This window comes from Mycoplasma sp. 773, assembly GCF_053851515.1.
Genome location: NZ_JBSQAV010000004.1, coordinates 25,031 through 38,949, shown reverse-complemented (window position 1 = coordinate 38,949; position 13,919 = coordinate 25,031). Strand labels below are relative to the sequence as shown.

Genomic DNA, 13,919 nt, shown 5'->3' with positions numbered 1-13,919 from the left:
GATTTACTTAAAATTATCTATGTTTCCTCATACCCCTTATCTTATATTTTATTTTTATTAACAATTTTCTTTATTATAAATAGATTTCTTAATAGTTTAATTGAGCTTACTAAGAAGATGTTTAAAGAAAATAAATTAGACAGTTTAAAAGTTTTTTTGCTATTAGTTTTTGAGTGTAGAATAAGTTTATATAAGGAAAGATTTCTAATATTATCAAGAAATTTTAAGAACACATTGTTTAAATATTTAGGACTATTTTTACATATATTTAAAATATTGTTAATTGCATTTTTTAACACTTTATAATCTTTTGCATCAAGCTCTACGCGAAGTGAGCTTTTAATTGCATCAATAAAAAAGTTAGCAGTATGGTCTATATTCTCTTCATTTGTAATTTCTACTAACATTTTGTCAAATATAAACAATAAATTATATTTATTTTTTATAATAAAATGTTTTCATAATTCATCAAAATTTCTTAATTTAACATAAACATCAGAATAATTAATAAGAGATTCAACGAAAAAATCAGTAAATTCTGAAAACGAATTTAGGCTAGATAAATATTCTTTTACCTTATTAAATTTTTGATTATTTTTGATGTTAAATAAATATGTTAAAAAGCTAGTATTTAAGGAATCTTTTATTAAGGAATGGATTATATCTTTGAATTCCTTTTTTGAATCATTTATTAAACCGGAATTAAAAAGATATTTTAAAACATCATAAACCATATTTTGTTCATTTTTGAAAAAGTTGTTTAATTCTTGTTTTATTAGTTTGTAGTTAATAATTTTTTTTGATAATGCCTTTTTTTGCAAAATACATTCAATAATATAAACTATGTCATCAACCTTATGATCCTTTAAGAGTATTAGAATAGCTTCTTTTGATCTTCGTTCATTTGTTAAAAAATTAAGAATTTTAGCAATGCTCTCATATTGTTCTGGAGCATAAATAAATTTCTGACTAATAATTTTTTTGATCATTTCGCTTATTGGCAACTTGCTATATCTTATGAATATTGAACAAAAATCAGTTATACGATTTCTATTATGTAAAAGATTGTTAAAATATCTTTGTGATTTATTTTGTCTGAAGAGAATTTCATTTTTATTTTTTCCATAAATCATTTTAAATAAACTTAAATTTTCACTACATTGTGATATTGGATTATATGAATAGATGTTGTCTTCTCAATATTTGGTGTCGGAAATATATTCATTAGTAAAACTATGATTATTAAGATCATTTTTAAGCATTTTGAAATTTAGAAAAAGCTTAACATAAATATCCATTGCTATTTTTTTATAGCCACGTTCAGTTGGATAAATTGAAAAAATATTTTCAAATAAATATTTTTTATTTTCTTCCCAATATTTTGTGTCGTTTATATTAATAAAATCAATTCGGCATTTTTTAGCAGATTCCGCAATTGTTTTGTTTAGATTAATTTGTAGGTAATCAAAAATTTCAAATTGGTCGCTTAATTGAGTGTTTAAAAAAGATGAAATAGTATTTCTTAAATTCAATAATAATGGTGAGTAGCTAGTGATTATTATTTTTGCTTTGTTATTAATTTTTCTGATGGTGGAAATTAGACTTATTATTTTATTTTCGATAACAATGCTTAAATTTTCAATATCTTTTTTGATTACGGAAATTTGTCTATCTCTAGCTTCACCATTTAATTTAGTCAAAAGAAATATTTTTTGAAATGGTAAATTGGAAAAAAAATCATTAAAGCCAATAGTTAAAGTAATTAAATTGGCTTCCGCAATTTTTTCATTGATATATTGAAAATCATTATTTCTAATATTTCAATCCTTCAAAAATGGTGAAAAAAAGTTATTAAATGGATTATTTGAGGATCAATCTATTGACTGAATTAAGTCTAATTTGCTCCCCATTTTTTTCAGGACCTTTTTATTGTTGCTATAAAATGCTTCCAAAAATTCACATGAGGCATTACATATAGCAAAATTGTAAAAACTTTCAACTTGTAAATTAGACGTATCATTTAGAAAATTTGCTAACATCGATGGGAAGCATAAACCTTTGATTTCACCATTTTTATCCATATAACCATTAGTCGGGAAACCAATCTTTGAATTATAACCTGCTGAAAATGCGTCGCCTAGGGCAACATATTTTATGATAATGGGTTTTTTCGTATTCTCATCCATTCTATTTTCCGCCTTCATATGCATCAAAAATAACATTATTTAAATTTTTGAAATGATTAATTAACATATTGATGCCTTTTTTAATGTCATAAACACCGTTTTTTAGTAATAAATTGTTTTGCATTGCATATTTGGAAATATTTGCAAAAATATCCTCTAAATCAAAAGTGGGATTTAAATTAATTTCTTCTAGTTTCTCAGGATAATATTTAGACATTAATTGATAAAGAGAAACAATTAATTCGTTTTGATCAATGGCCTCCTGTCTAATTGATCCAACAATGGCTAATTTTGCTCCAATTTCATTATTTTCGATTTTAGGCATCAATAAACCAGGAGTATCTAACAAAAGATAATTTTTGCAATTAATTCATTGTTCCGATCTCGTAATACCAGGTATCGACCCGACCTTAGTTGCTCTCGATTTTGACATCATATTAATAAATGTTGATTTACCGACATTTGGCACACCTAAAACAACACATTTAAGGCTTGGAGTAAGTTTTTGCTTTTGATCATTTTTGGCCTTAAATTTTAGGAACTCTTTATTTAGAGCAATATTAATTTTTGCATATGTGTTTTGTGCTTTTAGGTTGGTAACAACTACTTGACCACGTTTTTTATAATCTTCAAGAAAAGGTTTGAGTTTTTCAAGATTAGTTTTATCCGCCTTATTAAAAACAAATAAAACTGGTTTGTTATTAATTATTTTGAAAATTTCATCATTAAAAGAACTTCGAGGTAATCTAGCATCCATTACAATAATAAATAAATCAAATAATTTTTGTTTTTCTTGCAATAGTCTAAATTGTTTGGCCATATGGCCAGGAAATCAATGGATCATATTATTTCCTTTCTATTCTTTTTTTAATATAAAATCCTTGCCTTTTTGGACTTCATAAATTGACAGATCATTAAAGTTTGTTTGTCGTAAAATTTCATATAAAACAATAGCTACTGAATTAGCTAAATTTAAACTACGACAATTAGAATTCATAGGAATTCTTAAACAATTATCGATGTTAGTTTGCATAATTGTCTTTGGTATCCCTGTACTTTCTGTGCCAAACATAATTCATATTTCACCTTCTTTCTGTGCCAGTTCATCATATTTAATATCGATATAATTTTTTAAACCATAACGTGTTATGTAAAAAATATTTTTGCTAGGATATTTTTTAATAAAATCATCATATGATTGATGAACTTCATGTTGAATTTCACTAAGAAAGTGCCCGGCTGCTTTTCTTTTTAATCAATGAGGGTGCAAGTCAAAAGCTATTGGTTTTATAATATGAAGCTTGGCTTTAGCAGCGAAACATGTACGGATTATGTTTGCTGTATTAGCATTTATTTCAGGTTGATATAGAATAATATTAATCATAGTAAAAATTTTACTATATATAGCAAAAATTAGCAAATATAAAACTCACTAAACAAATATTTAATCCAATCTTTATGATATGTTGGTAAATAAAAAAAGTTTGGTTTAGAAATAAACAAACTTTTTATAAATCTATAAATATAAACTACGATATTAAAAAACTATTTAAATAATTTTTTATATTGACCATATCCCTTTTCATCAAGTTCTTCATAAGGGATAAAACTAAGAGATGCGGAATTAATGCAATATCTTAATCCACCTTTATCTCTTGGGCCATCACTGAAGACATGACCTAGATGTGAATCGGCGTTTTTTGATTTTACTTCTGTTCTAATCATTCCATGCGAAGTATCTGTCAATTCAACCAATAGACTATTATCTATCGGCTTAGAAAATGCTGGTCAACCGCAACCAGAATTAAATTTATCATCTGATATAAATAATGCTGTACCATCAACAATATCAACATAGATGCCTTTTTCATAATGGTTATTATATTTATTCATATAAGGTCTCTCAGTAAATGCTTTTTGCGTTACATTATACTCAAGTTCACTTAGTTGTGCTAAACGTTTTTCTTTTTCTTGGGGATTCATAAACCCTCCTTATATTTTATAATTTTATATTGAGTAAGTATATAAAGATTTTATATGATTTTATGCATAATTTAAATTATTTTAGAATTTGTAAATTAGGAATTTTCTAACTTAATATGAGTTTGATGAACTTAATATTAAATATGCTCATATTAATATTTTTAAAAAAAACACCACAAATACATAGATCTGTGGTGTTTTAGCACTATTTTTTTACTTAAAAAGTAACATAGAAAAAATTTATTTTCTAATATTTAGTGATTTAATGGTTGATTGGTATAATGTATAATCTTCGTTTTTTAAGTGATTTAGCAATGCTTTACGGTGATTAACTTTTCTCATAAATCCACGCATTGAGTGCAAATCTTTTTTATTAATAGCAAAGTGTTTTTTTAATGATTCAATATCTTCAGTTAATATTGCTATTTGTACAGGCAAGTAACCTGTGTCTTTTTCATTTCTTCCAAATTGCTTTACCAATTCGCTTTTTCTAATTTTAGAAACCATCTTTTTCCTTTCATAACCTAGCAATAATCTTAATTACTACCAAGGAATAAATAACGAATACCTCAATATAGGGCATTCGCTTTTATTATATCATAAAAAAATAAAAACACGACTAGCGTGTTATGGTCAATTTCTTGAAATGGTGCGAACAAATGGACTTGAACCATCGACCTCACGATTATCAGTCGTGTGCTCTAACCAACTGAGCTATGCTCGCATAAAAACATGGGATAAACCCATATAAGTATATCACAAAAAAATTAACGTTTTGAAAATTGTCTTGCTCTTCTTGCTTTTCTCAATCCAAATTTCTTACGTTCCTTAACACGAGCGTCTCTTGTTAAGAATCCAGCATCTTTTAATTTGTTACGATATTCATTATTTGATGCTTCTAATAATGCTCTTGCAATACCTAATCTAATGGCTCCTGCTTGACCGGTTAAACCACCACCATTTACATTGGCAAAAACATCAAATTGATTTGTTGTTTCGGTAACACCAAATGGACTTAAGGCATCCATTAATAAAATTTCTGAATTTAAATATTGTTTCGCTTCTTTTCCATTAATTACAAAATTGCCTTTTCCAGGAATTAAGTAAACTCTAGCAATGGAAGATTTACGACGTCCTAGGCCATAGTATCTAATTTTATCTGCCATTATTTAACCTCTATTTGTGTTGGTTGTTGTGATACTTGCTTATGTTCTGCATTTGCATAAACATAAAGATTTTTAAATTGTTTGCGGCCTAATTTTGTATGAGGCAACATACCTCTAACTGCTTTTTCAACTAGAGCAATTGGTTTTTTAGCTCTTAAATCTGCAGCAGTAATTTGTTTTAAACCACCAGGATATCCAGTGTGGTGATAGTAAATTTTCTTTTCATCTTTTTTAGCTGTTAAAAGAACATCTTTTGCATTAATAACAACTACATTGTCGCCCATGTCAACATTTGGAGTAAATGTTGGTTTATTTTTTCCACGAAGGATTGAAGCAACAAGAGTTGAAAGTCTACCTAAAGGTACGTTGGCTGCATCGATGATGTATCATTTTTTATCAACTATTTCTTTTCTAATAATTGTTGTTTGACGCATACTTTCTCTTTCATGTTTTAAATATATTTAAAAATTAATGATCATTATTTATATACATAACTTAATATAAATAAATTTCACTAAACTATTATAGCAAAAAAAAATTCATTAGTTCATTTTTGCAATCATATATATTAATGCTGTTTCTGCTCGCAAAATTGTCTTGGTTAATGAAACGATTTCGACATTTTCTTTTTTTGCCAATTCTATTTCATTTAATGAAAATCCACCTTCTGGCCCGACAATTAGAAGAGTATCTCCTTTTCGTTTGGTTATCTTTTTATCTTTTTCATTTTCATAAGCTAAAATTTTGTTTTTAACATCTAGTTTAATAATCTCATCATAGGTCATAACTCTTTCAAATATTGGCATTGTATTTCGAAAAGATTGTTGTGATGCTTCAAGGATTATTTTTTTAAATCTCTTTATTTTGCTTTCTATTTGCATATTAGTTTTATCTGTGTATTCTGAAATAAAAGGAATAATTTTTGTTACTCCTAATTCAACGCTTTTTTGTAAAGCAATCTCAAAATTATTTTGTTTTATAAGTGGGATTGCTACAATTAAATCATCTTCTAATTCATTATCTATATTTAACTTTTTCTTAATTATGGCCTTATTAGGAAACTCAAAATAACATAAGTAAAACTCATTATTAAAGTTTATTAAAAAATCTTGATTTTTAATCCGGATTACTTTTAAATGTTTTTGTGTATCTTCATCTAAAGAGAAATAATTTTCACTTTTAGAACTGCTAAAAAATTTATACATAATTATTAAATTATAAAATTTTTTATAAATATCTAATACTTAATCCTTAAATCATAAATAAAAGTTTTAGAGATAGAAAGATAATAAGTTTTATTTTTTTAATAAACACTTAATAAACAATAATAATATAAGCACTTTTTTTCTAAAAAAACATGTAATTAAATAATTAATCCAATTGCGGCCTTTTATATGATCCAAATTATAAATGCAACATTAAAAATAAAAAAATATAACGGAAATTCGGAATATTTAACATAAATTAAATAACTGTATTTATATTTTTATTGTTATTTTTGTAAAAAAAATGAAAAAATCTAACTTTTTTATATTAAACTAATAGCAAATAAAAAACAATAAAGGAGAATATATGATTAAAAATAAATTCCTAAAAGCATCACTATTTTTGTTGCCGATATTACCCACTGCAACATTAGTTGCATGTGCACCAACAAATAACAGCGAACATACAGTTCCAGACGCTGGGCCTAAAATTAATGAAAATAAAAAAACAAATCAAACATTAGATTTTACTAATTTTGGTGTTAAAAAATTTAATGGTCAAGTAAAAACCAGAACATTATTATTTGCGGCAGCAACAAGTGAAAATTTTCTAGATAAGGATGGTGTATTTTCATTCAGATTACACCACCGGCCAGTGGAAGGTGTTAAAGGCGAATGATTAGCCTTTGCCACAGAAGTTAAAGGAAGAAATGATAATACATTAGTAGATCCTTTGAATATAAAAATTGCATCGACACAAGCCGATGAAGGAGCTGCTGTTGAATATCCTTTAAGATTTAAATTTGATAAGCCAGAAAACAAGTTAGGTACAGGAAAGTATTACACATTTGTTTTTTGAAAAAAAGATGGAACTGAAAGAATTGTTTTCAATCAAACACATATTGATAATAACAACGACATTTTTCCATCATTTCTACCAAACTAATAAATTAAGAAAAAAATTATAAAGAGCAATCAACATTATGGATTAGGATTACTTAAAAAATAGAAATATTCTTTTGTTCTTACTTGCGCCATTATGTTGTGCTCATTTTATTATTGTTACTTTTGATAAAAAACTTAAAATAAAAAGCCGAATGCTTTACATTTATGGATAAAAAATATGCCCATTTGCACACGGTGGATAAGCATAAAATAAATATCCCTTTATATCTTTTATTGTTTTTTATTGCTTGCGGGGTCTTTTTTTGATTTTTTGATTATTATGTTACGACGCTGGAAATTAAATTAATAATAATTTTGTAATATTTACATATTTTTTTATAGGGAACATTGTCTATATGTTTTTGCTTTTATACAAATTTTATTTAGGAATCAAAGCATTTTATAAATTTGGTATAACAAGTTTTATAAGCATTTTAGGAAATATTTTTTTAAAAAAATCAGTCTATAATAAAAGAAAAGTTAATAATATTGTCATTTATAAAAATATAAATTATATCAATAGCGAAATATTGGAATGAATAAAAGAAGAAATAAGCAAATCCAAAAAATAGCTGTGTCCAAAATTTAAATGCCAACTTAACTTAATTTATTATGTTTTATGATACAATTTTTATATTAATTTTATATAAATATATAAAAAATGTAATGAGGTTACAATGCCAAATAATACTAAAAAAAATATTCATGATGTTATCGCTCATTTAAAAAATATGGGTTTTGTTTATCAAAATTCAGAAATATATGGTGGTGTTGTGAATACATGAGATTATGGTCCATTAGCAACTACTATGATGACTCAAATCAAAAATATATGAATTAATGAATTTATAAGAAAAGAAAAAAATTATCAAATTGATTCTAAAATTATTATGAATAAGAATGTTTGGAAAGCTAGTGGTCATATTGATAATTTTTCTGATTTTTTAATTGAAAATAAAGTTAATAATAAAAGATACCGTGCTGACCATATTATTAAAGATCTATTTCCTGAAATTAATGTCGAAAAATGTACATTTGACGAATTAGAGAAAATCATTAAAAAAAATGTTAAAAAATATGATGGCGTAAGTGCAGAATGAGGAGAAATTAGACCATTTAATTTGATGTTTAAGACGCAAATGGGAGCAATTGATAACAGTTCTTCTGAAACCTTTTTAAGACCTGAAACCGCACAAGGTATATTTGTGAATTTTAAGAACTTGACTAGAACATCAAGAGCTAAATTGCCTTTTGGAATTGGCCAGATAGGTAAAAGTTTTCGCAATGAAATAACCCCCCGTGACTTTATTTTTAGAACAAGAGAATTTGAGCAAATGGAATTAGAATTTTTTTGCGAAGAAAAAGATAGCAATAATTTTTATCAGTATTGAATTGAAAAATGTAAAAAACTCGTTTTATTATTAGGTCTTAAGGAAGAAAATATACGTATAAGACTACATGAAGCAGAAGAATTAAGTCACTATTCAAAAGGAACAAGCGATATTGAATACTTATTTCCTTTTGGATGAGGTGAGTTATTAGGAATTGCTAATCGCGGCAATTATGATTTAAGTCAACATATGAAATTTTCTGGTGAATCTCTTGAATACTTAAAAGACGATGGGACCAAAATAATTCCGTATGTTATTGAACCTTCAATTGGATTAGATAGATTGCTTTTTGCATTGATTATTGATGCTTATACAGTCGAAAAAATTGATGATAAAGAAGAAAGAGTGATTTTAAAATTAAGTAAAAAAATTTCACCCTATCAAGTTGCTATATTACCTTTAATGAAAAAGCAGTCATTGGAAGCCAAGGAAATTTATAACAATTTATTGGAAAATACTAATATTAGAATAGCATATGATGAAGCTGGTTCTATTGGTAGAAGATACCGTCGACAAGACGCAATTGGAACACCATTTTGTATAACTGTTGATTTTGATACAACCAAAAATAATACTGTAACTATTAGAAATAGAGACACAATGAAGCAAGATGTAATACCAATTAGTGAAATTGCAAGTTATTTATTAGAAAACAGATAATAAAAGGAATTAATTTTGCAGGAAAGTGTTTGAGAATATGTAATTTCTAAAAGTGATATTGTTAATATTATTGGGCAATATCTGACTTTAATGAAGCAAGGGAAGAATTATAAGGCTTGTTGTCCTTTTCATGGCGAAAAAACGCCATCTTTTGTTGTTAGTCCAGAGCAAGGAATATTTAAATGTTTTGGATGCGGAAAAGGCGGAGATGTAATTAAATTTATTCAATACAAGGAAAATTTAACATCCTTTGAGGCACTAAAATTTTTAGTCAATAAACAAAACCTAGATATTTCCAAATTCGGCAATTTTATGAATAATTCCGCTATCACAGCTGAACATTCTAAAATTCTTGAAGTCAATAAGGTAGCACTTAATTTTTTTAGATATCAAATTACTTTTGAAAAAAGCGCCCAATTAATAGAGTATCTGCACAAAAGAAACCTAAATGATAATTTAATTAAAGAATTTCAAATTGGTTTTTCATCAAAAAACAAGTCAATTTATGAAACTCTTATCGAACATAAATTTGATTCGTTTGAAATATCCAATTCATCATTATTATCTTCTATTGAAAATAAGAATTTTTTTAATGATCGTCTAATGTTTCCAATATGCGATGAATTAGGCAATATTATTGCTTTTTCAGGTAGAGACATTACTGGATTACAAAACCCTAAATATTTAAATAGTTCTGAGACTATTGTTTTTCGAAAAAATGAAGTAATTTTTAATTATTTTCATGCAAAAGATGAAATAAATAATAAAAGAGAAGTTTACTTAGTAGAGGGGCAATTTGATTGCATAGCCATGTTTAAAGCTGGATTCAAAAATGCCGTAGCAATTATGGGTACTTCATTATCACCAGCCCATCTAAAACTATTAAATAATAAAACTATTACATTATTTTTTGATAATGACAGTGCAGGGCAAAATGCAACACTAAAGAATTTAAGGATGATATTGTACTATTCAAAAAAATACAATTTAAATGCTAAATTTGTTATAAATACATTAAATAAAGATGCAGATGAACTTTATAATCTAGATAATGGCTTAACTTTAAAAAAAATGTGTGAAAACAAGGTTGATATTGTCGAATATTTATTAATACTGGCCAAGCAAAATATTTTAAACAATAAACAATCATTTGAGAGAAATGAAATATTTAAGCAGATATTTGAATATGTTTATTATATTGATAATTCATTAGTTTTAATGCTCAAAGAAAGATTTATTAATGAAAACATTTTAACTGCCGATTTATTTGAAAACTACTATAAAAATTCTAATCCTCTTTTCTTATCAGATCCATTATTTAAAAATAAAATTAATGAAAAAAAACATAGCACAAATCACCCAAGTATTTATACAAATGAAAATTATGATAATAACTTTTTTATCAAAAATGATATTGCAAGCCTTCAACCAGAAGTTTCGAAGCAAGGAAATTCACCAAGTATTAATAAAAAAAATAAAAAATTCATTAATGCTAGAACAATATTAAAACAAGAAATAAGTAGGCATTATATGCTATTAAAGGAAATTTTGTTGCTAGTATTAAATCAACCCTTTATTGCCAAACAATGAAAAAATGATGGATTTCACGATCTTAATTTAGATGATGATTCACAAAAGATATTAAGAAAATTAATTAGTTATATTATCAAAAAGAACAAGGAAGGTTTAGAACTAAGTCAATCCAATCTTGTTTCGGTAATTGAATCCGACCTTAGTAAAGCAAAAATATCAAATAACATTGATTTAATAAATGAATATAAATCATATCTAGAACAAGCAATTCAGATAAAAAATTTAACTCTCACAAGTGATAATTTAAAAAAAGATATCAAAAATCTATATGATCGTGTAGATGAATTTGTTGAGAATCGAAAGAAACCAAAAAAGCAGATTTTAATGTATACCAAAGGAGCACAGGATGACAAGTAATAATTTAGAAAAATCAATAGATTATGTTATTTCAGTAATTGAAAATGAGGTAGTTAAAAGGAAAAATAAAGATAAAAAATTTAAAACCCTATCTCAAGAGGAAGTTTTTGATATTCTTTATAAGAAAAAACTTTATGTTGATGATGAAGAAGCAGATTTATTATTGCTTAAATTGTTTGAAAAAAATCTTATTTCTAATAGTGTTGATGAAGGCGATAACGATGATGTTGAAAATTTTGTTCAAGACGCAGAATTTAACGAAAGCATGTTAAAAGATATTGATGATGAGGATGCTGAAAACGAAGATATTGACTATGACTTTGAATATGATGATAGCACCTTGGTACCAAATGATAGCATCAATTCTGCTGCAGAAGAAGATCAAACCTTTAGTGAAGATGATGAATATATTTCAAGCAAAATTAGTGAAACGTATGATGAAGAAGATGAAGAATATGACTATGATCTTAACGAATATGATGATTATAGTGAAGTTAATTGAAAAAGCAGAAGATCTAATGATGAATTTGATGCATCAAAACTATTAAAAAACTATGATAGTGAAGAAATAAAAATTGGTTCAGCTAGAAAAAATTCTGAGAATAGTAATTTGTCAAACAGATTAACTGAAACAAACGATATTGTTAAGTGATATATGAGATGAATAGGCAAGTATGGTAAGCTTTTAACACCAAAGGAAGAATTAGAAACAGCTGAAAAAATGGCTAAGGCTAGAGAGAATGGTGACAAATGAGCATATAAAAAAGCACGCGATTTGTTAATTAAAAGAAATTTAAGACTAGTTATCAATAATGCTAAAAAATATAAGAATAGAGGTTTGAGCTTTATTGATTTAATTTCAGAGGGTAATTCTGGAATCATGAAAGCAGCTGATAAATATTTACATACTAAGGGATATAAATTTTCTACATATGCTACTTGATGAATTAGACAAGCAATTACTAGAGCCGTTGCTGACCAAGCGAGAACTGTAAGGGTCCCTGTGCATATGGTTGAAACAATTAATAAAGTCTTGAAGATTGAGAGAGAATTACAACAAGAACAAGGTTATCCTCCTACAGATGAAGAAATTGCCAAGAAGTTTGGTGAACCTGAATTCACTGCTGATAAGGTAAGATATATAAGAAAAATAAACATTGACCCTATTTCACTTGATAAAAATATTGGGAAGGAAGAAAATTCAAGCTTTTCAGACTTTGTTAAGGATGAAAGTGTAATTAGTCCAACTAATTTTACAAGTCAAGAAGAATTGAGTGTCATTTTGAATGAAATGATTAATTCGTTAACAGATGAATCTGATCGATTATTAATAAGAAAAAGATATGGAATTTCTGACCCAAACGGAGAATCATATCGTCCTCATTCCCTAGATGAACTTGCTAAAGAATTAGGGGTAAGTAAAGAAAAAGTTCGTCAAATTGAAACGAAGGTTTTGCGTAAATTAAGACATCCGCAAAAACGTAAGCAATTAAAAGAGTTCTATGCTAATGAAAGTTATAATTTAGATTAAATCGAGGTGAAAAATGATTAAGTTGGGCAGTCATGTCTCGTTTTCAAAACCGGACTATCTATTAGGCGCTGCACGTGAATCACATCATAATAATGCTAACTGCATGATGATTTATCTCGGGCCAAATCAATCCCCTTATCGCGTTGAAGAAAAATACTACAAGTATGATGAGTACAATAAATTTTATGCAGATAAAATTAAATCCGATGATATTATTGTTCATGCACCCTATATCATTAATCCTTCAAACCCGCTAAAAAATAAGTTTGCGATTGATTTTTTAATCTCTGAAATTAAAAGAATGAATTTTATAGGGGCTAAAATAATTGTTTTGCATCCTGGCGCACATACTACTTTTAGCAAAGAAGAAGCTAAAAGTAGCTTAATTTATTCATTAAAAACAGTTTTAGCAAAAACTAATGATGTAACAATCGCCTTAGAAACTATGGCTGGTAATGGAAGTAATTATTGTAATAATTTTGAAATATTAAAAGAAATAATTGAGAAAATTAAATCTGATAGAGTTGCCATATGCCTTGACACATGTCATATATGGGATTCTGGATATGATATTAGGGATTATGATAATTTTAAAAAATATTTAAAAGACAACGATTTTCTAAAGTATATAAAAATTATTCACTTAAATGATTCAAAAAATCCGCTAGGTTCTAAGAAGGACCGCCATGATAATATTGGAAAGGGGTATATTGGTTTAGAAACTTTAAAAAAATTTGTTTATGATCCTGATTTTGATAATATACCCATTATTTTAGAAACACCATATATTGGCGACTTAGCGCCTTATAAAGAGGAAATTGCTTTATTATTAGATAACACAGAGCCTAGTTTATTTTAAAATATCTTTAAGATCGCTTTTTGTAATTTGTCTATTATCTTTG

At 26.6% G+C, this 13,919-nt stretch carries 13 protein-coding genes and 1 tRNA gene; 5 read left to right on the top strand and 9 right to left on the bottom strand.

The window, feature by feature from the left end; genetic code table 4:
• Nucleotides 1-41 precede the first annotated feature (41 nt).
• The 9 genes from ACWXVJ_RS01335 to ACWXVJ_RS01295 form a co-directional block, all read right to left on the bottom strand.
• On the bottom strand, nucleotides 42-2,186 hold the full coding sequence (locus ACWXVJ_RS01335) for an SGNH/GDSL hydrolase family protein (protein WP_438340853.1): 2,145 nt from the start codon (nucleotides 2,184-2,186) through the stop codon (nucleotides 42-44).
• A gap of 1 nt (nucleotide 2,187) precedes the next feature.
• On the bottom strand, nucleotides 2,188-3,030 hold the full coding sequence (ylqF, locus tag ACWXVJ_RS01330) for a ribosome biogenesis GTPase YlqF (RefSeq protein ID WP_455966225.1): 843 nt from the start codon (nucleotides 3,028-3,030) through the stop codon (nucleotides 2,188-2,190).
• Nucleotides 3,031-3,042: 12 nt separating this feature from the next.
• Nucleotides 3,043-3,570 carry a tRNA (cytidine(34)-2'-O)-methyltransferase gene (locus tag ACWXVJ_RS01325; RefSeq protein ID WP_455966223.1) on the bottom strand — a complete coding sequence of 176 codons (528 nt, stop codon included), beginning with the start codon at nucleotides 3,568-3,570 and terminating at the stop codon, nucleotides 3,043-3,045.
• 161 nt (nucleotides 3,571-3,731) lie between these two features.
• A complete protein-coding gene (gene msrB / locus ACWXVJ_RS01320) occupies nucleotides 3,732-4,169 on the bottom strand; it encodes a peptide-methionine (R)-S-oxide reductase MsrB (protein WP_438340850.1) in 438 nt (145 codons plus the stop codon).
• Nucleotides 4,170-4,409: 240 nt separating this feature from the next.
• Nucleotides 4,410-4,676 carry a 30S ribosomal protein S15 gene (gene rpsO, locus ACWXVJ_RS01315; RefSeq protein ID WP_438340849.1) on the bottom strand — a complete coding sequence of 89 codons (267 nt, stop codon included), beginning with the start codon at nucleotides 4,674-4,676 and terminating at the stop codon, nucleotides 4,410-4,412.
• A 140-nt stretch (nucleotides 4,677-4,816) separates the two neighbouring features.
• Nucleotides 4,817-4,893: transfer RNA gene (locus ACWXVJ_RS01310), tRNA-Ile, on the bottom strand.
• 43 nt (nucleotides 4,894-4,936) lie between these two features.
• Entirely contained in the window at nucleotides 4,937-5,335 is a 399-nt protein-coding gene (gene rpsI / locus ACWXVJ_RS01305) for a 30S ribosomal protein S9 (protein ID WP_438340848.1), read from the bottom strand.
• A complete protein-coding gene (rplM, locus tag ACWXVJ_RS01300) occupies nucleotides 5,335-5,769 on the bottom strand; it encodes a 50S ribosomal protein L13 (RefSeq protein ID WP_438340847.1) in 435 nt (144 codons plus the stop codon). The genes rpsI and rplM overlap by 1 nt, the downstream gene beginning before the upstream one ends.
• Before the next feature lie 108 nt (nucleotides 5,770-5,877).
• Nucleotides 5,878-6,540 carry a 16S rRNA (uracil(1498)-N(3))-methyltransferase gene (locus ACWXVJ_RS01295; RefSeq protein WP_455966221.1) on the bottom strand — a complete coding sequence of 221 codons (663 nt, stop codon included), beginning with the start codon at nucleotides 6,538-6,540 and terminating at the stop codon, nucleotides 5,878-5,880.
• A gap of 367 nt (nucleotides 6,541-6,907) precedes the next feature.
• Here ACWXVJ_RS01295 and ACWXVJ_RS01290 point away from each other — a divergent pair, with 367 nt between their 5' ends.
• The 5 genes from ACWXVJ_RS01290 to ACWXVJ_RS01270 all read left to right on the top strand — a co-directional run bounded on the left by ACWXVJ_RS01290 (nucleotide 6,908) and on the right by ACWXVJ_RS01270 (nucleotide 13,876).
• Nucleotides 6,908-7,486 carry a hypothetical protein gene (locus ACWXVJ_RS01290; RefSeq protein WP_455966219.1) on the top strand — a complete coding sequence of 193 codons (579 nt, stop codon included), beginning with the start codon at nucleotides 6,908-6,910 and terminating at the stop codon, nucleotides 7,484-7,486.
• 676 nt (nucleotides 7,487-8,162) lie between these two features.
• Nucleotides 8,163-9,536, top strand: coding sequence for a glycine--tRNA ligase (locus ACWXVJ_RS01285; RefSeq protein WP_455966217.1), 1,374 nt, complete (start codon nucleotides 8,163-8,165; stop codon nucleotides 9,534-9,536).
• A 15-nt stretch (nucleotides 9,537-9,551) separates the two neighbouring features.
• Nucleotides 9,552-11,486 carry a DNA primase gene (dnaG, locus tag ACWXVJ_RS01280; protein ID WP_455966215.1) on the top strand — a complete coding sequence of 645 codons (1,935 nt, stop codon included), beginning with the start codon at nucleotides 9,552-9,554 and terminating at the stop codon, nucleotides 11,484-11,486.
• Complete coding sequence (locus ACWXVJ_RS01275; protein WP_455966213.1) at nucleotides 11,476-13,017, top strand: RNA polymerase sigma factor; 1,542 nt, start codon at nucleotides 11,476-11,478, stop codon at nucleotides 13,015-13,017. The genes dnaG and ACWXVJ_RS01275 overlap by 11 nt, the downstream gene beginning before the upstream one ends.
• A gap of 13 nt (nucleotides 13,018-13,030) precedes the next feature.
• Complete coding sequence (locus tag ACWXVJ_RS01270; RefSeq protein WP_438340841.1) at nucleotides 13,031-13,876, top strand: deoxyribonuclease IV; 846 nt, start codon at nucleotides 13,031-13,033, stop codon at nucleotides 13,874-13,876.
• Nucleotides 13,877-13,919: the final 43 nt, after the last annotated feature.